19 protein-coding genes are annotated in these 19253 nt (G+C 63.5%); 4 read left to right on the top strand and 15 right to left on the bottom strand.

Annotated features, from left to right (window positions below; translation table 11 throughout):
- Nucleotides 1–34: 34 nt before the first annotated feature.
- Both metE and IFT80_RS18520 read left to right on the top strand, forming a co-directional pair.
- The gene (gene metE / locus IFT80_RS18525; protein ID WP_192138062.1) at nucleotides 35–2344 is read left to right on the top strand and encodes a 5-methyltetrahydropteroyltriglutamate--homocysteine S-methyltransferase; all 2310 of its coding nucleotides are present in this window, start codon (nucleotides 35–37) and stop codon (nucleotides 2342–2344) included.
- Nucleotides 2345–2462: 118 nt separating this feature from the next.
- A complete protein-coding gene (locus tag IFT80_RS18520) occupies nucleotides 2463–3455 on the top strand; it encodes an alpha/beta fold hydrolase (RefSeq protein ID WP_122476350.1) in 993 nt (330 codons plus the stop codon).
- A 124-nt stretch (nucleotides 3456–3579) separates the two neighbouring features.
- Here IFT80_RS18520 and IFT80_RS18515 read toward each other — a convergent pair whose 3' ends face one another.
- The 8 genes from IFT80_RS18515 to IFT80_RS18480 form a co-directional block, all read right to left on the bottom strand.
- Nucleotides 3580–4899 (bottom strand): sigma-54-dependent transcriptional regulator, encoded by a 1320-nt coding sequence (locus IFT80_RS18515; protein WP_122476348.1) that lies wholly within the window; start codon nucleotides 4897–4899, stop codon nucleotides 3580–3582.
- Nucleotides 4896–6785 (bottom strand): sensor histidine kinase, encoded by a 1890-nt coding sequence (locus IFT80_RS18510; protein ID WP_192057902.1) that lies wholly within the window; start codon nucleotides 6783–6785, stop codon nucleotides 4896–4898. The genes IFT80_RS18515 and IFT80_RS18510 overlap by 4 nt, the downstream gene beginning before the upstream one ends.
- A 63-nt stretch (nucleotides 6786–6848) precedes the next feature.
- Entirely contained in the window at nucleotides 6849–7583 is a 735-nt protein-coding gene (locus IFT80_RS18505; RefSeq protein ID WP_122476344.1) for an amino acid ABC transporter ATP-binding protein, read from the bottom strand.
- On the bottom strand, nucleotides 7580–8248 hold the full coding sequence (locus IFT80_RS18500) for an amino acid ABC transporter permease (protein ID WP_192138061.1): 669 nt from the start codon (nucleotides 8246–8248) through the stop codon (nucleotides 7580–7582). Before IFT80_RS18500 ends, IFT80_RS18505 begins: the two co-directional genes overlap by 4 nt.
- Nucleotides 8245–8991 (bottom strand): amino acid ABC transporter permease, encoded by a 747-nt coding sequence (locus IFT80_RS18495; RefSeq protein WP_122476340.1) that lies wholly within the window; start codon nucleotides 8989–8991, stop codon nucleotides 8245–8247. The genes IFT80_RS18500 and IFT80_RS18495 overlap by 4 nt, the downstream gene beginning before the upstream one ends.
- Before the next feature lie 84 nt (nucleotides 8992–9075).
- The gene (locus tag IFT80_RS18490; RefSeq protein WP_122476338.1) at nucleotides 9076–9990 is read right to left on the bottom strand and encodes a glutamate/aspartate ABC transporter substrate-binding protein; all 915 of its coding nucleotides are present in this window, start codon (nucleotides 9988–9990) and stop codon (nucleotides 9076–9078) included.
- A gap of 304 nt (nucleotides 9991–10294) precedes the next feature.
- Entirely contained in the window at nucleotides 10295–11569 is a 1275-nt protein-coding gene (locus tag IFT80_RS18485; protein WP_192138060.1) for a glucarate dehydratase, read from the bottom strand.
- Nucleotides 11570–11616: 47 nt separating this feature from the next.
- A complete protein-coding gene (locus IFT80_RS18480; RefSeq protein WP_192138146.1) occupies nucleotides 11617–12921 on the bottom strand; it encodes an MFS transporter in 1305 nt (434 codons plus the stop codon).
- Between the two features lie 139 nt (nucleotides 12922–13060).
- Here IFT80_RS18480 and IFT80_RS18475 point away from each other — a divergent pair, with 139 nt between their 5' ends.
- Nucleotides 13061–13972, top strand: coding sequence for a LysR substrate-binding domain-containing protein (locus tag IFT80_RS18475; protein ID WP_122476336.1), 912 nt, complete (start codon nucleotides 13061–13063; stop codon nucleotides 13970–13972).
- Between the two features lie 269 nt (nucleotides 13973–14241).
- Here the strand turns inward: IFT80_RS18475 and IFT80_RS18470 are convergent, their stop codons facing one another.
- Nucleotides 14242–14409 (bottom strand): DUF2897 family protein, encoded by a 168-nt coding sequence (locus IFT80_RS18470; RefSeq protein WP_084139696.1) that lies wholly within the window; start codon nucleotides 14407–14409, stop codon nucleotides 14242–14244.
- A gap of 205 nt (nucleotides 14410–14614) precedes the next feature.
- On the opposite strand from IFT80_RS18470, the gene pyrF reads away from it, so the two are divergent.
- Nucleotides 14615–15316 (top strand): orotidine-5'-phosphate decarboxylase, encoded by a 702-nt coding sequence (gene pyrF / locus IFT80_RS18465; protein WP_192138059.1) that lies wholly within the window; start codon nucleotides 14615–14617, stop codon nucleotides 15314–15316.
- Here pyrF and IFT80_RS18460 read toward each other — a convergent pair.
- The 6 genes from IFT80_RS18460 to IFT80_RS18435 form a co-directional block, all read right to left on the bottom strand.
- Complete coding sequence (locus IFT80_RS18460) at nucleotides 15306–16505, bottom strand: benzoate/H(+) symporter BenE family transporter (protein WP_192057908.1); 1200 nt, start codon at nucleotides 16503–16505, stop codon at nucleotides 15306–15308. The two genes, pyrF and IFT80_RS18460, sit on opposite strands and share 11 nt — an antisense overlap.
- A 109-nt stretch (nucleotides 16506–16614) precedes the next feature.
- Nucleotides 16615–16986, bottom strand: a complete 372-nt coding sequence (locus IFT80_RS18455; protein ID WP_192138058.1) for a glutaredoxin family protein — start codon at nucleotides 16984–16986, stop codon at nucleotides 16615–16617.
- 28 nt (nucleotides 16987–17014) lie between these two features.
- Complete coding sequence (folE, locus tag IFT80_RS18450; RefSeq protein ID WP_122476328.1) at nucleotides 17015–17560, bottom strand: GTP cyclohydrolase I FolE; 546 nt, start codon at nucleotides 17558–17560, stop codon at nucleotides 17015–17017.
- A gap of 71 nt (nucleotides 17561–17631) precedes the next feature.
- The gene (locus IFT80_RS18445; RefSeq protein WP_192138057.1) at nucleotides 17632–18189 is read right to left on the bottom strand and encodes a Smr/MutS family protein; all 558 of its coding nucleotides are present in this window, start codon (nucleotides 18187–18189) and stop codon (nucleotides 17632–17634) included.
- Between the two features lie 36 nt (nucleotides 18190–18225).
- Nucleotides 18226–18546, bottom strand: coding sequence for a hypothetical protein (locus IFT80_RS18440; protein ID WP_192138056.1), 321 nt, complete (start codon nucleotides 18544–18546; stop codon nucleotides 18226–18228).
- Nucleotides 18547–18579: 33 nt separating this feature from the next.
- Nucleotides 18580–19170: a cysteine hydrolase family protein gene (locus tag IFT80_RS18435; protein ID WP_122476322.1), complete on the bottom strand. Its 591-nt coding sequence runs from the start codon at nucleotides 19168–19170 to the stop codon at nucleotides 18580–18582.
- Nucleotides 19171–19253 lie beyond the last annotated feature (83 nt).

Here is a 19253-nt window from a genome sequence, read left to right as displayed (position 1 = left end):
ACAATGGCGCCATCATTTACAAGGAGCTGCACCCATGGCACTGGCCCACACCCTCGGCTTTCCTCGCATCGGCGCCGACCGCGAACTGAAGAAGGCGCTCGAAGCGTATTGGAAAGGCGACATCGACCAGGCTGGGCTGCGCCTTGCAGGGCGCGAGCTGCGTGCCCGTCACTGGCAGCTGCAGGCGCAGGCCGGTGTCGAGTTGCTGCCGGTGGGCGACTTTGCCTGGTATGACCAGATGCTCGCCCATTCGCTGGCCTTCGGCGCGGTGCCCAGTCGATTCGCCAAGGCCCTGGGCAGCGACGGCCGGCCCACGCTCGATACCCTGTTCGCCATGGCCCGCGGTGCCCACACCTGCTGCAACGGCGAAGCAGGCCAGGCGCAGCACGCACTGGAGCTGACCAAGTGGTTCGATACCAATTATCACTACCTGGTGCCCGAGTTCAGCGCCGACCAGCGCTTCCTGCTCAGCTGGGAGCAATTGTTCGAGGAAGTCGACGAGGCCATCGCCCTGGGGCACAAGGTCAAGCCGGTGCTGATCGGGCCGCTCACCTACCTGTGGCTGGGCAAGACCAAGGGCCAGCCCTTCGACAAGCTCGATCTGCTCGAACGACTGCTGCCGGTGTACGGTGAAATCCTCTCGCGCCTGGCCAGGCAGGGCGTCGAGTGGGTGCAGATCGACGAACCGATCTTGTGTCTGGATCTGCCCCAGGAATGGAAGAACGCGTTCGAGCGCGCTTATTACATCCTTCAGTATTCGCCGCTCAAGAAGCTGCTGGCGACCTACTTTGGCGGCCTCGACGATAACCTTGGCCTGGCGGTGGGCCTGCCGGTGGACGGCCTGCACGTCGACCTAGTGCGTGCACCCGAACAGCTGCCTGCCGTGCTCGACCGTCTGCCGACCTACAAGGTGCTGTCGCTCGGAGTGGTCAACGGTCGCAACGTCTGGCGCTGCGATCTGGCGCAGGCACTGGCGTCGCTGCACCAGGCCCGCGAGCGCTTTGGTGCCAACCTGTGGGTCGCAAGCTCGTGCTCGCTGCTGCACAGCCCGGTCGATGTGCGCCGCGAGGACCGGCTCGATGCCGAACTCAAGGGCTGGCTGGCCTTCGCCGTGCAGAAGTGCGAGGAGATCGCCGTACTTGGCCAGGCGCTGAACACGCCCGATGCTGCGCAGGTACGCCAGGCCCTGGCACAGAGCCAGGCGGTTCAGGCCAGCCGGCTGCAGTCGCCGCGCATTCACAAGCCTGCCGTGCAAGCGCGTCTGGCTGCGGTCACGGCCGCCGACTGTCGGCGGCCGTCGGCCTTCGCCGCGCGCATCGAAGTCCAGCGCGCGCAATTGCGCCTGCCGGCGTTTCCCACCACCACCATCGGTTCCTTCCCGCAAACCGCGTCGATTCGTCTGGCCCGTCAGGCCTACAAGGCCGGCAAGCTCTCGGCCAACGACTACACCGATGCCATGCATTGCGAGATTCGTCATGCGATCCAGGTCCAGGAGCGCCTGGGCCTGGATGTGCTGGTGCACGGCGAGGCCGAGCGCAACGACATGGTGGAATACTTCGCCGAGCAACTGGACGGCTATCTGCTGACGCGGTTCGGCTGGGTGCAGAGCTATGGCTCGCGCTGCGTCAAGCCTGCGGTCATCTACGGCGACATCAGCCGCGACCACGCCATGACCGTGGACTGGATCACTTACGCCCAGCGGCAGACGGCCAAGTGGGTCAAGGGCATGCTGACCGGCCCGGTGACCTTGCTGGCATGGTCGTTCGCCCGCGAAGACCTGCCCCGGGAAGTCCAGGCGCGGCAGTTGGCCCTGGCGGTTCGCGACGAAGTGCAGGACCTGGAGCGCGCGGGGGTACGCATCATCCAGATCGACGAAGCGGCATTTCGCGAGGGCCTGCCTCTGCGCCGAGCGCAGTGGCCAGCCTATCTGGAGTGGGCCGTGCAGGCGTTCCGCCTGTGCTCCAGTGGCGTGGCCGATGCCACGCAGATTCATACGCACATGTGCTACAGCGAATTCAACGACGTGATCCAGGCCATCGCAGCCATGGATGCCGATGTGATTACCATCGAGACGTCGCGCTCGGACATGGAGCTGCTGGAGGCGTTCGAGGCCTTCGACTATCCCAACGACATGGGTCCGGGGGTATACGACATCCATTCACCGCACGTGCCTGACACCGAGCAGATGCTGCGCCTGTTGACCCTGGCCGCAGCACGGATCCCGGCCGAACGGCTGTGGGTCAACCCTGATTGCGGGTTGAAGACCCGTGCCTGGCCCGAAACCGAAGCGGCGCTGATCAACATGGTGGCGGCGGCGCGCCAGGCCCGTCAGCGGCTGGCCTGAGATCGGACGGAAGACCGTATGGCGGAGTTCATCAAACGGTCACAGAACTGTGGCAGCGCGCTGCATGAAAAGTCATCAGACTTGCGCCTCAATGGGGTTCTGCGTTCTGGTGTAAGTCATGCGTCTATTGGTGTTCCTGGCCGCGCTGCTGTGCGGGCAGTGGGTTTTTGCAGCTGCGCGCTGCGATGTCGATGTTCCGCTTCAACACGCTCCGCTGGCTCAGGTCAGCCTGGCCTATCAAAGTATCGGACGTGCGCAGGACCCTGCGCTGTTGCTGGTAATGGGGCTGGGTGGACAGTTGATCGACTGGCCCGACGAGGTGGTCAGTGCCCTCTGTGAGCAGGGCTTTCGAGTGATTCGCTTCGATAATCGCGATGTCGGCCTGTCCACCTGGTCACAGGCGCCGCCGTCGGCCAACCTCACATTCGAGGTGCTGCGCTACAAGCTGGGCTTGGCGGTGTCGGCCCCGTACAGCCTGACCGACATGGCCGACGACGCACTGGGGCTGATGGACGCCCTGCAGGTGCAGCGTTTTCACGTGCTGGGCGCCAGCATGGGTGGAATGATCGCTCAGCGTCTGGCCGATCGTGCGCCGCAGCGGGTGCAGAGCCTGACCTTGATCATGTCCAGCTCGGGTGCGCCGGGCCTGCCCGAGCCGCGCCCGGCGTTGCTGCAATTGCTGGCCAAGCGCAGCGCGCCGAACCGTGAACTGGCACTGGAGCAGCAGGCCGATTTGCTGGCGGCGCTGGGCAGCCCGCAGGTCGCCGACGACCGCGCCGAATTGCTGCATCAGGCACAGCTGTCATACGATCGGGCGTTCAATCCGCAAGGGGTGCAGCGGCAGATCCTGGCGATTCTTGCCGAGCCCAGCCGGGTGGCGCTGCTCAATCGCCTGCGGGTGCCGACACTGGTGGTGCACGGCACGGCCGATCCGTTGTTGCCGGTGATGCACGGGGTGCATCTGGCGGCGCATATCCAAGGCAGTCAGTTACGGCTCATACCGGGGTTGGCGCATCGTTTCCAGGAAGCCTTCAAGGCGCCGCTGCTGGGTGCGGTGCTGCCTTACCTGGCGCAGCAGCGCCAGCGCGAGGGGGTGTTGGCGGGGTTGTAGCTGACTGGGTGTCGGGGAGGGCCTCTTCGCGGGCAGAGCCCGCTCCTACAGGGGCTTCGTTTAGCCCAAACGCTTGTGGGACAGTGCAGCGCCCGCGAAGAGGCCCGCAAGCCAATCACCTATCTCAGTTCAGCCCGTATTTCTTGACCTTGTCGAACAGAGTGGTCTTGGCCATGCCCAGCTCCAGGCTGGCCTGGCTCAGATTGCCTGCCGTGCGCTGCAGGGCCTCGGTCAGCAGGTTGCGCTCGAACGCTTCCACCGCTTCGGAAAAGCCCAGGCTGACCACGGTGGCTGCACCGTTTTTCTTGAAGGCCGGCAAACCCAGTGCGTAGCGCTCGGCCACGTTGCGTAGCTCGCGGACGTTGCCGGGCCAGTCATGGCTCATCAGGCGCGACAAGGTTGGTGCATCGAGCTCGGGCGGCTCACGGTCGAAGCGCAGCGCGGCCATCTGCAGGAAATGCTCGAACAGCTCGAGAATGTCTTCACGGCGCTCGCGCAGCGGCGGCAGTTCCAGCGTCACCACGTTGAGGCGGTAATACAGGTCGCTGCGGAACTGGTTCTGTCGGCTCAACGCGTCCAGGTCGGCCTTGGTGGCGGCGATCAGGCGACAGTCGACGGCAATGCTCTGGTTCGACCCCAGGCGTTCCAGTGTGCGCTCCTGCAGTACCCGCAGCAGCTTGATCTGCAGCGGTATCGGCATGCTTTCCACTTCGTCGAGAAACAGCGTGCCCTGGTCGGCATGCTCGATCTTGCCGATGCGACGCTTGCCGGCGCCGGTGAAGGCATTGGCCTCATGGCCGAATATCTCGCTTTCGAACAGCTGTTCCGGCAGGCCGCCGCAATTGAGCGCCACGAATGGCTGTGGCTGGCGCCGGCTGAAATCGTGCAGGCAGCGGGCGACCAGTTCCTTGCCGGTCCCGGTTTCACCCTCGATCAACACGTTGGCCGAGGTGTCGGCGACGTTGGCGATCAGCTCGCGCAGATTGTGCATGGCGGGCGAGCGGCCAATGATGCGGCCTTCCAGCGAACTGCGTTCGGCCAATTGCCGGCGCAGCGAACTGACCTCGCGCGCCAGCCCGCGTCGCTCCAGCGCGCGGCGCACCACGTCCACCAGACGCTCGGGCGAGAAGGGCTTCTCCATGAAGTCATAGGCGCCGCTGCGCATGGCCCCCACGGCCATGGAAATATCGCCGTGGCCGGTGATCAGCACCACGGGCAGGCTGGGGTCACGCGCCTTCAGCTGGCTCAGCAGTTCCAGGCCGTCCATGCCGGGCAGGCGGATATCGCTGACCACGATGCCGGCAAAGTCGTCGCCGATGCAGGCCAGCGCGGCCTCGGCGCTGGCCACGCCCTGGCTGGGAATGTCTTCCAGCGCCAGGGCCTGCTGGCAGCCGAGCAGTACGTGGGGGTCGTCTTCGACGATCAGGACGGTCAGGGCGTTCATGGCGACTCGCTGGGCGACGCTGCCGCAAGCGGCAGGCTGAGAATGAAAGTGGTGCCACCGTCGGCGGGGTGCTCGACGGCCAGGTTGCCACCGGCGGCCGCCGCCAGGCTGGCCGACAGGGTCAGCCCCAGCCCCAGCCCGTGATCGCCGGGCTTGGTGGTGAAAAAGGGCTCGAACAGATGCTTGCGGGTCTCGACGTCGATGCCGTGGCCGTTGTCGCGCACCTGCACGGCGTAGCGCTCACCCTCCATGCGGCCGTCCAGCCAGAGCGTGGGCTGCGGCTGGCCGGCAGTGGCATCCAGGGCGTTGCCGATCAGGTTGACCAGAATCTGTTCCAGGCGGGTCTGGTCGATAGCCAGCTGCATTTCGCTGCAGTTGCGCTGCACGTTCAGGCCACTGGCCTCGATGCGACTGGCGAGCACCTGCAGCGCACCGTCCAGCGCCTTGCCCAGGCTGGCCTGGCCCTTGTCGTCGCCGCGGCGGGCGAAAGAGCGCAGGCTGGCGGTGATGCGCCCCATGCGGTCGATCAGTTCATTCATGGTGCTCAGATTGGTGCTGGCCGTGTCCAGCGCACCGCGTTCCAGAAAGCGCACGGTATTGCCCGACAGGGTGCGCAAGGCTGCCAGCGGTTGATTGAGTTCGTGGGCGATACTGGTGGACATCTGGCCGATGGCGGCCAGCTTGCCTGCCTGCACCAGCTCGTCCTGGGCCTTGCGCAGGGTTTCCTCGGCCTGGCGGCGTTCGCGAATCTGGCCCTTGAGGCGTTCGTTGCTGGCGCGCAGGTCCTGGGTACGTTCGGCGATGCGCCGCTCCAGATGGCTGTTGGCCTGCTCCAGCGCTTCACGGGCGGCAAGGCGGGTGGCCAGCACCTTGCGTCGCTCGTTCCAGGCAATCAGCAAGAACGCTAGCAGGGCAAAGGCCACGGCTACGAGCACGCCCTGCACGATGGCTTCGTGCCGCAGGTCCTGCATGGAGGTCAGCAGCGTGAACCGCCAGGGCGTGTCGGCCAGGCGCCGCGACTGCGACAGGTAGGTGACGTCGATGTCCTTGCCCGGCTTGTCGGTGTGGGTCGTGAAGGTGAGCAACTCCACCCCATCGGCCAGACGCTGGCGAGCGAGCGGTTCGAGCTCGTTGAGCGGCCACCAGTAGTACTGCAGGCTGCGCGCGAGGCGTTCCTTGATTTCCGGGGTCAACGGACGCACCGACTTCAGGCGCCGCGCCGGATCGCTGGAAAGAATGATGATGCCGTTCTCGTCGCTGACGAAGGCCTCCAGGCGAGCCTTCTGCCAGCGCTCTTCCAGTGCTTCCAGGCGCACCTTGATCACGGCCACGCCGATCAGCTTGCCGTGCTCCTCCAGGCCGTGGGCGAGGAAGTAGCCGGGCTCGCCGGTGGTGCTGCCGATGCCGTAGAAACGCCCGGGCTGGCCGCGAATGGCGGCCTGGAAATAACCGCGGAATGACAGGTCCTCACCGAGAAAACTGTCGGCATCGCGCCAGTTGCTGGTGGCCTGTACACGGCCGGTGGTGTCGAGCACGTAGATGGCGCGGCTGCGGCTGCGCCGATTGAGGCCTTCCAGGTAATCGTTGACCGCCTGGCGGTGCTCGCCGTCGGGCTCGTTGAGCAGGGTCGAGACACTGTCCTCGAGTTCCAGCAGGCTGGGCAGGTAGGTGTACTTGGTGATTTCGCTTTCGACGGCGCGCGCGTGCAGTTCAAGCTGCCGTTCGCCGTTTTCGCTCAGGGCGCGAATGCTGTTGTGCTCGCTGACCAGAAAACCCACGTAGCCCAGGCCCAGCGTCAACAGCAGGATCAGCGGCGGCAGGAACAATTGTCGAATCAGGCGGGGCTTCACGATCAGGTCAGGCTTTGTGGCGGGCAGGCATTTCATCACAGTCGCCTTCATGCAGCCAGCGTCCTGCGCCCGGCAGTGCGGGCGCAGGACGGCCGGTCATCAGTGCTGCAAGATCTTGGCGAGGAACTGCTGGGCGCGATCGGACCGCGCGCTGACATCGCCGAAGAATTCTTCCTTGGGGCAGTCTTCGACGATCTGTCCCTGGTCCATGAAGATCACCCGGTTGGCCACCTTGCGGGCAAAACCCATTTCGTGGGTCACGCACATCATGGTCATGCCTTCGTGGGCCAGCTGCACCATCACGTCGAGCACTTCGTTGACCATTTCCGGGTCGAGCGCCGAAGTCGGCTCGTCGAACAGCATGACCACAGGGTCCATGGCCAGGGCGCGGGCAATCGCCACGCGCTGCTGCTGGCCGCCGGACAACTGGCCGGGATGCTTGTGGGCGTGGGCGGAAAGGCCGACGCGTTCGAGCAACTGCAGGCCCTTTTTGGTGGCTTCTTCTTTGCTGCGGCCCAGCACCTTGATCTGCGCGATGGTCAGGTTTTCGGTGATGGTCAGGTGCGGAAACAGCTCGAAGTGCTGGAACACCATGCCCACGCGCGAACGCAGCTTGGGCAGATTGGTCTTGGGATCGGCGATGGACGTGCCGTCGACCACGATGTCGCCTTTCTGGAAAGGCTCCAGCGCATTCACGCACTTGATCAGGGTCGACTTGCCCGAACCCGAAGGCCCGCACACCACGACCACTTCACCTTTCTTGACGTCGGTGCTGCAATCGGTGAGCACCTGGAAGTCGCCATACCACTTGTTGATATTCTTGATGGAGATCATACGGCTAACCTTTTTTGCAGACGCTTGACCAGAAGGGAGGCGCTGAAGCTGATGAGGAAGTACACCACGCCGGCGAAGATCAGGAATTCGTTGGCCCGGCCAATGATGTCGCCGCTGGCGCGCGCCGAGTTGAGAAAGTCCACCAGGCCCACGGTGTAGACCAGCGAAGTGTCCTGGAACAGGATGATGCTCTGCTGCAGCAGCAGCGGGGTCATCTTGCGGAACGCCTGGGGCAGGATGATCAGGCGCATGGTCTGACCGTAGTTCATGCCCAGCGCTTGCGCGGCACCCATCTGGCCCTTGGAGATGGACTGCACGCCGGCCCGCACGATTTCACAGAAGTACGCGGCCTCGAACATCATGAACGCCACGAGGCACGAGGTGAAGGCACCGACCGGGGTGTCTTCGCCGGTGATCCAGCGCAGCACGAAAGGCACCGCCAGGTAGAACCAGGTGATGACCAGCAGCAACGGAATGGAGCGGAAGTAGTTGACGTAGGCACCGGCGAAGCGCGACAGCAGCTTGTTCGATGACAGGCGCATCAAGGCCAGTATCGTGCCCAGGGCAATGCCGCCGATGACGCCCAGCACCATCAGCTGCAAGGTCATGACCATGCCGTTCCACATGCCGGGCAGCGCCGGAATGATTCCACTGAAGTCCATCATTTACCTCCCAGGGAGATCAGCCCAGGCACGGCGAGTCTGCGCTCGAACACGCGCATCAACAGCATCAGGCTCATGTTCAGGGTGAAGTAGATCAGCGTGGCCAGGGTGAAGGCCTCGAACAGGTTGGCCGAGAACTCCGCGGTCTGCTTGGTTTGCGCCAGCAATTCCATCAGGCCGATCAACGATGCCACCGACGAGTTCTTGAACACGTTGAGGAATTCGGAGGTAAGCGGTGGAATGATGATGCGGTAGGCCTGCGGCAACAGCACGTTCCAGTAGATCTGCGGCAGGCGGAAGCCCATTGCCCTGGCGGCCGATTCCTGACCGTGGGGCAGCGCCTGAATACCGGTACGCACCTGCTCGCAGACACGCGCCGCGGTGAACAGGCCCAGGCACACCACTACGCTGAGGAATGCCGAGGTAGTCGGGTTGAGGTCCTGCTTGTACCACTCCTGCATGCCTTCGGGCAGCAGGTCGGGGACCAGGAAATACCAGATGAACAGCTGCACCAGCAACGGCACGTTGCGGAACAGTTCGACGTAGCAGGTCGCGATGCCCGAAACCCAGCGGCTCGGTACGGTGCGCATGACACCCAGCACGGAGCCCAGCAGCAGGGCGATGATCCAGGCGACCACGGCAATGGCGATGGTCCAGCCCAGGCCGGAGATGTACCAATCCAGGTAGATCTCGCTGCCGACGCCAGTGGACTTGAAGAAGACGCTCCAGTCCCAGTTGTAATTCATGGGGAATACCCCTCGGAAATTGATTCACGGGCACAGGCTTTCACTCGAACGCCGGGCGGCGCTCGAGTGAAGGCAGGGTGGTGCTTACGACTTCTTGTCGGGAGCCGGCTTGTCGTTGGGGTTGGCGATCAGCGCCTTGAGCTCGTCGCTCATGGGGAAGCCCAGGTTCAGGCCCTTTGGCGGAATCGGCTGGCTGAACCACTTGTCGTAGATGCCGTTGATGTCGCCGGAAGCGAAGGTGGCCTTGATCGCGTCGTCGACCGCTTTCTTGAACGGCTCGTCACCCTTGCGCACCATGCAGCCGTAGATCTCATAGGACTGCGGCGTGCCGGTGACTTCCCAGTCGGTGGGCTTCTTGGCCTTGGCCATTTCGCCGGCGAGCAGGGCGTCGTCCATCATGAAGGCGACGGCGCGGCCCGATTCGAGCATCTGGAAGGACTCGCCATGGTCTTTTGCCGAGACGATGTTCATGCCCATCTGCTTGTCGGCGTTCATGGACTTGAGGATGCGCTCGGAGGTGGTACCGGCGGTGGTGACGACGTTCTTGCCTTTCAGGTCGTCGAAATCCTTGTAGGAGGAATCCTTCTTGCTCAGCAGACGGGTGCCGATCTCGAAAATGCCTACGGAGAAATCGACCTGCTGGGCGCGTTCGGCGTTGTTGGTGGTGGAACCGCATTCCAGGTCGATGGTGCCGTTCTGGACCAGTGGGATACGGGTCTGCGACGTCACCAGGTTGTACTTGACCTTCAGGTCGGGCATGTCGAGGTCCTTTTTCAGGGCCTCGACTACCTTGAGCTGGATGTCGTGCGAGTAGCCGACCGGCTTGCCGGACGCATCGGCGATGTACGAGAAGGGGATGGATGCGTCGCGGTGACCGAGGGTGATGGTGCCCGAATCCTTGATTTTCTTCAGAGTGCCGGTGAGTTCGGCAGCCAATGCTGGAGTACTGATCAGCGCGGCGGCAATGGCGGCGCTCAGGAGTTTTGGAACGATACGCATCAATGAATCCTCGACTTTGTTTTTTTTATCGAGCCCGCAGGCCCTCGGGGTACGGCGAAATCCGGCGGCTGGGTAGTTACCGGCTTCGTTGAAGAGTGTAGAGCATGAGTCGTGCCAAAGGCAGGGATGTGGCTCGCAGCCAAGCCGGCTGGGGAGGTTGGGCATGTAGCAGGGGATGAGGAGCGAAAGCTTCGTTCGGAAATCCGAATATCGGCAGATGCAAAAGACGGGTTTCCGAGTGGCTGAAACATTCGCGGGCGAGCCATCTACCCGCGAAGAGGCCTTCGGATCACTCCCCCAAAACTCAAAACCGTGGCTTCACGGCCTTCCAGTCTGGCTTGTACTTGGCCATCTGCCGCACATCGTCGCGAGAACGAATCCCGCAGCGCAGAAACTGCTCATGCAGCATGCCCAGCTGATCGCGATCCAGTTCCAGCCCCAGCCCCGGTGTCTTGTTGATCTTCACACACCCGTCGACGATGGGCAGCTTGCCGCCCTTGATCACTTCTTCATCCGGCTCCTGCCACGGATAGTGCGTGTCACAGGCGTAATCCAGGTTCGGCACCGACGCCGCCACATGGGCCATGGCCATCAAGCTGATGCCCAGGTGAGAGTTCGAGTGCATGGACACGCCCAGGCCCCAGGTGTGACACATGCTCGCCAACACTTGGGTATCGCGCAAGCCACCCCAGTAGTGATGGTCGGCAAGCACGATCTGCACACTGTTGCGCTCGACGCTGCGGCGGAACTCGGCGAAGTCGGTCACCACCATGTTGGTCGCCAGGGGCAGCCCGGTGCGCTTGTGCAACTCGGCCATGCCGTCCAGCCCGGGGCAGGGGTCCTCATAGTATTGCAGGCTGTCGCCGAGCAGTTCGGCCATGCGGATCGACGTTTCCAGCGACCAGTTGCCGTTGGGGTCGATGCGCAGCGGGTGGTCGGGGAAGGCTTTCTTCAGGGCCAGAATGCACGCCACTTCACGCTCGGGTTCAAGGGTGCCGGCCTTGAGCTTGATGCTCTTGAAACCATACTGCTCGATCATGCGCCTGGCCTGGGCGACGATCTGCTCCTCGTTCAAGGCCTCGCCCCAATTGTCTGCAGGGTAGGGCGAGTCGACGTGCTCGGCGTACTTGAAAAACAGGTAGGCACTGAATGGCACTTCGTCACGCACCGCGCCACCGAGCAGATCCACCAGCGGGCGGTTCAGCGAATGCGCCTGCAGGTCGAGCAACGCCACCTCGAATGCCGAATAGGCATTGGTGACCGCCTTGCTGGCATGGGAGCCCGGTGCCAACTCGGCGCCGCTCACGCTGGCCGGCTTGTGCCTGGCGACAGTGCTTGCGACGATCTGGCGCAGACCGTTGAGGTTGAACGGGTCCAGGCCTGGCAGTTGGTCCTTGATGGCCATCTGAATGGCCAGCGCCGGTGCGTCGCCGTAGCTTTCGCCCAGCCCCACATAGCCGTTGTCGCTCTCCACCTCGATGATCGAGCGCAAGGCATAGGGTTCGTGGATGCCGCTGGCATTGAGCAGCGGCGGGTCGCGGAAAGCGATCGGGGTAACGGTTACGCGTTTGATCTTCACAGGCATTCTCCTCGGGATGCAGGCCCCGCCTGGCGGGGCGTTCCTTGTCAGTGCGCGGCGGCAGGTTGCAGCGGCTTGTCATCGGGCTTCTGCCCGCGGGGTCGGGTGCGGGCGAAAAACACCACGATCGCGGCCAGCACGGAGGTGGCGGCCAGGCCATACAGGCCGCCCTGGATCGACCCGGTCTTCTCTTCCAGAAAACCGAACACGGTCGGGGCGACGAAGCCGCCCAGGTTGCCCACCGAGTTGATCAGGGCCAGCACGGCGGCAGCGATGCGTGCGTCCAGATAGGCTTGCGGGATCGGCCAGAACAACGCCGAGGCGGCCTTGAAACCTACCGCTGCAAAACAGATGGCAACGAAGGCGAACACCGGGCCGCCGTAGGTCGACATGAACATGCCTGCGGCTGCGATCAGCAAGGTCGTTGCCACCCACGCCTGCTGATGCTTGAAGCGCGCAGCCAGGGCCGCGAAGCCGTACATGGCGGCAATCGAAATGATCCAGGGAATGGAGTTGAACAGGCCCACTTCGAAGTCGGACACGTTGCCCATCTTCTTGATCATGCTGGGCAGCCAGAACGTGGCGCCGTAGATGGTCAGGGCCACCGAAAAGAAGATGAAGCAGAACACCAGGATCTGGGTGTCGGCGAGCAACTTGAATATCGACGGCTTGACCACGTGCTCGGCTTCACGGGCACGTTGCTCGTCGGCGATGACGCGGCTCAGGGTCGTCTGCTCGGTAGCGGTGAGCCACTCGGCTTCGTGGATGTGCGACTGCAACCAGTAGTAGACGAACCCGCACAGCGCCACCGAAGCGCCGCCCTCGATCAGAAACATCCACTGCCAGCCATGCAGGCCCAGCCCGGTCACGCTCAACAGGGCGCCGGTGATGGGTCCGGAGATGATCGAAGCGATGGCCGAACCACTGAGGAAGATCGCCATGGCCTTGCCGCGCTCGCTGGCCGGCAGCCATTGGGTGAAGTAGTAGAGCACGCCGGGATAGAAGCCCGCTTCGGTGACACCGAGCAAAAAGCGCATGACGTAGAAGCTGGTTTCGCCCTGTACGAAGGCCATGCCCATGGCCACCAGGCCCCAGGTGAACATGATCCGCGTAAGCCAGGCGCGGGCACCGAAGCGTTGCAGGAGCATGTTGGAGGGCACTTCGAACAGTGCGTAGCCAACGAAGAACAGACCTGCACCCAGGCCATAGGCGGCGGCACCGATACCCAGATCGGTTTCCATGTGGGTGCGGACGAAACCGATGTTCACCCGGTCAATGTAATTGACGATGAACATTACGACGAACAGTGGCAGCACATGCCGCTTGACCTTGGCCACCGCGCTGGCGAGCACGCTGGGGTCGATGGCACCGGATTGAACGTTCAAGGGCGACTCCGATGGTTATTTTTTTCTTGGAGGGCTCGATCATGAACTTGGGGTATTGTTTCAGTCCAATTCAAGTTGGCACTTGATTGATACCGAGGTTGAATCAATGTTCGAACTCAGCCAGCTCCGTTGCTTCACCACCGTGGCCACGGAACTCAATTTCCGCCGCGCCGCCGAACGCCTCAACATGACCCAGCCGCCCTTGAGTCGGCAGATTCAACTGCTGGAGCATCACCTGGGCGTGGAACTGTTCACCCGCAGCACGCGCAGCGTGGCACTCACCGCGGCCGGCCGGGCTTTTTTCGTCGAGGCGCAAAACCTGCTGGAGCGAGCGCAGCAAGCGGCGGTGTCGGCCAGGCGTTTTGCCGAGGGCGATATCGGCTCGGTGAATATCGCCTTCGTCGGCAGCGCAGTGTACGAATTCCTGCCCAAGGTCATCGCCGAGGCGCGGCTCAAGCAGCCGCAAGTGAAGATCGACCTGTCGGAAATGAACACCTACCAGCAACACGAAGCCTTGCGTGCCCGGCGTATCGATCTGGGCATCGCGCGCGCACCGTTGCTCGACAGCGGCTACCTGACCGAATGCCTGGTGCGTGAGCCGTTCGTCCTGGCTACCCCGGCCGGGCACCCGCTGGCCGACGCAGGCGTGGTGCGCGTGCAGGATCTGGACGGCCAGCCGTTCCTGATGTACTCGCACTCGGCCTATCCGCCGTTCAACGAGCTGCTCACCGGAATGCTGCGTTCGGCTCAGGTGACCCCGCAATACGTGCAGTGGCTGGGTTCATCGCTGACCATTCTGGCGCTGGTCAATGCCGGCATGGGCGTTGCGCTGGTGCCACGTTGCGCCACCAGCGTGGTGTTCAAGAACGTGGTGTTTCGCGATATCGATCTGGGCGAGGGCGTGCAGAGCGAACTGCATCTCATCTGGCGCGAGAACAACGACAATCCGGCGTTCGCCATGCTGCTCGAGGCCATCAGGAGTGCGGCGCGTAATGGATGGGGCGGCGATATTCACTGATCATAAATTGATCAAGGTCGGCAAAGCCTTGCGGTACGTGGCCTGCGGCCTGTTCTCCCAAGCTTATCCACAGGCAGGTGCACGCCGAATGTGCATAAACCCTTGAAACAGCTCGTTTTTTGAGCAGGCCGTGAAAACGCTTGCGGGCCGTGGCCTGCAGGGCATTGCACCCAGGTTATGCACAGGCTCATGCATGTTTTCAGGGGATAAGCTTCGGCCTGCCGACAGAGCGTCCCAAGTGCCGGCGCACTCGGGACTTCACGCGTCTGTCAGCGGTTGCGTGCGTCCTTCGCATCCATTTCGGCGTTGCGTTCGTGCACTTTCTTGAGCTGCTCATCGGTCAATGGCAGCTTCTGGGCACTTTGCTTGAGCACCATCAAGCCACCGACGATCGAGCCGATGGCCACCAACAATATCAACCAGGCATACCAGGGCATGGGACACTCCTTGCGCGGTGCGCCGAGAATGCGCGGCGCTTGTGAAGGTTGGAGCGACAGTGGGTCGCAGTGGTTCCATCATAGCCCTTGGCGATCGCGCCGGGGCGTTGCTTCGAGCCGGTGGTGGTGGCTGTGCAGGGCGCCCGCGACCGGGCAAAATCCGCTACAATGCGCGCCGATTTCGACCTGCCTCCGAGAACCCGCCATGTCCGTCTGCCAGACTCCCATCATCGTCGCCCTGGATTACCCGACCCGCGAAGCGGCCCTGAAGCTGGCCGATCAACTGGATCCCAAGCTGTGCAGGGTCAAGGTGGGCAAGGAGCTGTTCACCAGCAGCGCCTCGGGCATCGTCGAAACCTTGAACGCCAAGGGCTTCGAGGTGTTCCTGGACTTGAAATTCCACGATATCCCGAACACCACCGCCATGGCCGTCAAGGCTGCTGCCGAAATGGGCGTGTGGATGGTCAACGTCCACTGTTCCGGTGGCCTGCGCATGATGACGGCTTGCCGCGAGGTGCTGGAACAGCGCTCTGGCGCCAAGCCATTGCTGATCGGCGTCACCGTGTTGACCAGCATGGAGCGTGAAGACCTTGCCGCCATTGGCCTGGACATCGAGCCGCAGGAGCAGGTATTGCGCCTGGCGGCGCTGGCGCAAAAAGCCGGCATGGATGGTCTGGTCTGTTCGGCGCTGGAAGCGCAGGCCTTGAAGGCAGCCCACCCGGCCCTGCAGCTGGTAACCCCAGGCATTCGCCCGGCCGGCAGTGCCCAGGATGACCAGCGGCGCATCCTCACACCCCGCCAGGCGCTGGATGCGGGTTCCGATTACCTGGTGATCGGGCGTCCGATCAGCCAGGCTGTCGATCCAGCCCAGGCGTTGGCCGATGTGGTTGCGCAGATCAACGGCTGAGCTTGCCCGCGTTGAGAATCAGCAACGTCAGTACGCCGGCAATGATCCCCCAGAACGCCGAGCCTACCGAAAACAGCGTCAGGCCCGAGGCGGTGACCATGAATGTCACCAAAGCGGCCTCGCGCTCCTTCGGCTCGCTCATGGCCTGGGTCAGGCCATTGATGATGGAGCCGAACAACGCCAGTGCGGCGATCGACAGCACCAGCTCTTTGGGCAGGGCGGCGAACAGCGCTGCCAGGGTGGCGCCGAACGTGCCGGCAATTGCATAGAACACGCCGCACCAGACCGCCGCGGTATAGCGTTTCGCAGGGTCTTCGTGGGCATGCGGGCCCGTGCAGATGGCCGCGCTGATGGCCGCCAGGTTGACCCCATGCGAGCCGAACGGCGCCATCAGCAACGAGGCGATACCTGTCACCGAAATCAGTGGCGAGGCCGCTACCTGATAGCCATCGGCGCGCAGTACGGCAATACCCGGCATGTTCTGCGAGGTCATGGCCACCACGAACAGGGGGATGCCGATGCTGATGGTCGCGGCCAGGGAAAAGGACGGCGTGGTCCACTGCGGCACGGCGACCTGCAGGCTGAAATGGCTGAAATCGAGCAGGCCGAGCGCGCCGGAAACCAGCGTGCCGATGACCAGCGCCGCCAGCACCGCATAGCGCGGCGACAGCCGTTTCACCATCAGGTAGGTGAAGAACATGCACAGCACCAGGGCTGTGCGATGCTGCGCGGCGACGAATATCTCGCTGCCGATCTTGAACAGGATACCGGCCAGCAGCGCTGCGGCCAGCGAAGCCGGCAGGCGCTTGAGCAGGCGGTCGAAACTGCCGGTCAGGCCGCAGATCGTGACCAGCACCGCGCAGGTGATGAACGCGCCGATGGCTTCGGGGTAACTCACGCCGCCCAGGCTGGTGATCAGCAGGGCCGCGCCCGGTGTCGACCAGGCGACCGTGATGGGGGTGCGGTAGCGCAGCGAGAGACCGATGCTGCACACCGCCATGCCGATCGACAGTGCCCAGATCCACGAGGATATCTGCGCGGTGGTCAGGCCGGCGGCCTGGCCGGCCTGGAACATCAGGACCAGCGAGCTGGTGTAGCCGGTCATCATGGCGATGAAACCGGCCACCACGGCAGATGGCGCCGTATCGGCCAGCGGACGCAGCGGGGCGACGGTGGTGGGGTTGGGCATGGCGGTCCGATCCTTGTCCTGAGCAGCGTCGGTCAAGGGTAAGCCAAGGTGTACAGGCGCATGCGGTACAGCGGCGCGATCAATCGGCGATACAGCTGGGCGACAGCACTCAGGCTGCCGCGAAGCGGGTGTTCAGGTAATCGATGATCACTTTGGAATCGTACATCCAGGTGACCTTGCCGGCCTCCTCGATACGCAGGCAGGGCACCTTGATCTTGCCACCCTCGGCCAGCAGGGTATCTCGCGCCACCGAGTCGTTCTTCGCGTCGCGCAGGGGTACCGGCACATTGAGCTTGTGCAGGGTGCGGCGGGTCTTCACGCAGAACGGGCAGGCGTGGAACTGATAGAGCGTCAGCCCGCTGGCGGCGCGGTCGACCTCGGCCTGTGCTTCGGGGCTGCGCTTGCGACGCGGTGGGCGGGTGAGCAGGTCGCCCGCCACGATCACCTGGCCCAGTCCGATACGCAACGCTTTCATCAACATGTGGCAGCCCTCGAGGTTGGGGTACGGCTTACTTGATCAGGCTGAGAAATTCGCTGCGGGTCGCCGCGTTGTCGCGGAACTCGCCCAGCATCACCGACGTGATCATCGAAGAATTCTGCTTCTCGACGCCACGCATCATCATGCACATGTGCTTGGCTTCGATGACCACGGCGACACCCAGTGCACCAGTGACCTGCTGCACCGCATCGGCGATCTGCCGGCCCAGGTTTTCCTGGATCTGCAGGCGGCGAGCGTACATGTCGACGATACGCGCCACCTTGGACAGCCCGAGCACCTTGCCGCTGGGAATGTAGGCGACGTGCGCACGCCCAATGAACGGCAGCAGATGATGCTCGCACAACGAATAGAGTTCGATATCCCTGACCAGGACCATTTCGCTCGCGTCGGAGCTGAACAGCGCACCGTTGGTGACTTCATCGAGAGTCTGCTCGTAGCCGCGGCACAAGTACTTCATGGCTTTGGCGGCGCGTTTGGGCGTGTCGAGCAGGCCTTCGCGGTTAACGTCCTCGCCGAGTTGGCCAAGGATCTCGGTGTAGTTCTGTTCCAGGGACATGATCAAACCTGTGGGGAATATTTCGCAGACGCGAAGGGTACGGCTCCGCTCGCACGGGTGCAAGCGAAGCGTTATTCGTCGCGGCCTTCGAGCATGGTGCGCTTGAGCATCACGTACACCGCGCCGGCGCCGCCATGGCGTGGCTGGCAGGAGGTGAAACCCAGCACCTGCGTGTGCTGACGCAGCCAGGTGTTGACGTGGCTCTTGATCATCGGCCGCTTGCCGTCCAGGCGCACCGCCTTGCCATGGGTCACGCGCACGCAGCGGATTTCGAAACGGATGGCTTCGGCGAGGAATGCCCAGAGCGTTTCGCGGGCTTTCTCCACCGTCATGCCGTGCAGGTCGAGGCTGCCTTCGAAGGGAATCTGGCCGACCTTGAGCTTGCGCATCTGGCTTTCCTGGACGCCGTCGCGCGCCCAGTGCAGGTCGTCCTCGGGGCCGACGTCGATGACGAACTGATCGGACAGCCCGTCGACCGTCGTGCCCTGGGTACCCACCGTGGCTGCCTGGCGCAGTGCCTGCAGCTTGAGCTTGTCGGCTTTCGGCCTGCCGGTGTCGGCGCGATCGTGCTGGATGCGCCGCACGCCGCGCATCTGGTCCTTGAACAGGGAAAATTCGTCGTCTTGCATGAAGGTCTCCACCACGGGAGCGCTAGTCTACGCGACTCAATCGTGCTTTTTCATCAGGTGCGGGGCCAGGCCGAGTTCACGGCTGCGGCGCATTCCACGGCGGCTGCGGCGCCAGAGCCACAGGCCAAGATAAAGCACCAGCAGCCCCATGCCAGCGAGTATGGCCGCGCCGCTGGTGGTGGTGTCCAGCCCGATTATCTGCGGCGGATGCCCCAGCAGGGTGGCGACGCCGGCCATCGCCAACAACAAGCCAAGGGTCAGCAGCACGGCGCCCAGCCCCGCGCCCAGCCGATAGCGCCAGCCACCGGTAGCACGTTTCCTGAGTCTGCGCGCATTGAAACCATGGGATGACTTCATTGATTCCTCGGTGGCGATCGGGCCGGCTGGGGGTCAGAGCAAGTCGCCGGTCATGGCAACCGCGGCGAAGTTGTCACGCATGATGGCCATTTCAGCTTCCTGGACCTTGGCCGCGGCAAGCACGCCATCGCCCTGGGGCAGATCGCGGGTCGCGCAGGCGTCGGCCACCAGGGTGCAGCGATAACCGTAGTCCTTGGATGCACGCACGGTGGTGCTGACGCTGGAGTGGCTCATGAATCCGCAGACGATCAGGTCCAAGTGGCCATAGCTCTGCAGGAGCTCGTGCAGCCCGGTGTTGTTGAAGGCATTGGGCATGCGCTTCTCGACCACGGCTTCGTCGCCCTGCGGTTCGAAACCTTCGATGAACTCGCCGCGCCGGCCCTGGGGGTCAAACAGCCCGCCAACGGTGCCCAGATGGCGGATATGCACCACCGGCCGCTTGGCCGCACGCGCCGCAGCTACCAGGCTGGCGATGTTGGCCAGCGCATCGTCCATGCCCGACAGGGCCAGGTCGCCACTGAGGTATTCCTTCTGCGCATCGATGATGATCAGGCTGGCGTTGGCGATCCGGGTGGGCGGGAAACCGCGGCCACTGAGTTGGAACATCGTCTTTGGAACGGACATCTGGGGCTCCTTTGGCTAGGGCTTTTGCCGCATTGTCCTCTGCTCGAGCCGTTCTGTGAATCGGATTGAGCGAACATCGCGAA

Origin of the sequence: Pseudomonas sp. CFBP 8771 (genome assembly GCF_014841695.1) — a bacterium.
GTDB lineage: Bacteria > Pseudomonadota > Gammaproteobacteria > Pseudomonadales > Pseudomonadaceae > Aquipseudomonas > Aquipseudomonas baltica.
This window is presented reverse-complemented; position numbering and strand designations above follow the sequence as displayed.

What these genes read in the sequence shown, in the direction of transcription:
- metE (WP_192138062.1), top strand. Translation starts at nt 35, where the DNA reads ATGGCACTGGCCCACACCCTCGGCTTTCCTCGCATCGGCGCCGACCGC.
- IFT80_RS18520 (WP_122476350.1), top strand. Translation starts at nt 2,463, where the DNA reads ATGCGTCTATTGGTGTTCCTGGCCGCGCTGCTGTGCGGGCAGTGGGTT.
- IFT80_RS18515 (WP_122476348.1), bottom strand. Translation starts at nt 4,899, where the DNA reads ATGAACGCCCTGACCGTCCTGATCGTCGAAGACGACCCCCACGTACTG.
- IFT80_RS18510 (WP_192057902.1), bottom strand. Translation starts at nt 6,785, where the DNA reads ATGAAATGCCTGCCCGCCACAAAGCCTGACCTGATCGTGAAGCCCCGC.
- IFT80_RS18505 (WP_122476344.1), bottom strand. Translation starts at nt 7,583, where the DNA reads ATGATCTCCATCAAGAATATCAACAAGTGGTATGGCGACTTCCAGGTG.
- IFT80_RS18500 (WP_192138061.1), bottom strand. Translation starts at nt 8,248, where the DNA reads ATGATGGACTTCAGTGGAATCATTCCGGCGCTGCCCGGCATGTGGAAC.
- IFT80_RS18495 (WP_122476340.1), bottom strand. Translation starts at nt 8,991, where the DNA reads ATGAATTACAACTGGGACTGGAGCGTCTTCTTCAAGTCCACTGGCGTC.
- IFT80_RS18490 (WP_122476338.1), bottom strand. Translation starts at nt 9,990, where the DNA reads ATGCGTATCGTTCCAAAACTCCTGAGCGCCGCCATTGCCGCCGCGCTG.
- IFT80_RS18475 (WP_122476336.1), top strand. Translation starts at nt 13,061, where the DNA reads ATGTTCGAACTCAGCCAGCTCCGTTGCTTCACCACCGTGGCCACGGAA.
- IFT80_RS18470 (WP_084139696.1), bottom strand. Translation starts at nt 14,409, where the DNA reads ATGCCCTGGTATGCCTGGTTGATATTGTTGGTGGCCATCGGCTCGATC.
- pyrF (WP_192138059.1), top strand. Translation starts at nt 14,615, where the DNA reads ATGTCCGTCTGCCAGACTCCCATCATCGTCGCCCTGGATTACCCGACC.
- IFT80_RS18460 (WP_192057908.1), bottom strand. Translation starts at nt 16,505, where the DNA reads ATGCCCAACCCCACCACCGTCGCCCCGCTGCGTCCGCTGGCCGATACG.
- IFT80_RS18455 (WP_192138058.1), bottom strand. Translation starts at nt 16,986, where the DNA reads ATGTTGATGAAAGCGTTGCGTATCGGACTGGGCCAGGTGATCGTGGCG.
- folE (WP_122476328.1), bottom strand. Translation starts at nt 17,560, where the DNA reads ATGTCCCTGGAACAGAACTACACCGAGATCCTTGGCCAACTCGGCGAG.
- IFT80_RS18445 (WP_192138057.1), bottom strand. Translation starts at nt 18,189, where the DNA reads ATGCAAGACGACGAATTTTCCCTGTTCAAGGACCAGATGCGCGGCGTG.
- IFT80_RS18440 (WP_192138056.1), bottom strand. Translation starts at nt 18,546, where the DNA reads ATGAAGTCATCCCATGGTTTCAATGCGCGCAGACTCAGGAAACGTGCT.
- IFT80_RS18435 (WP_122476322.1), bottom strand. Translation starts at nt 19,170, where the DNA reads ATGTCCGTTCCAAAGACGATGTTCCAACTCAGTGGCCGCGGTTTCCCG.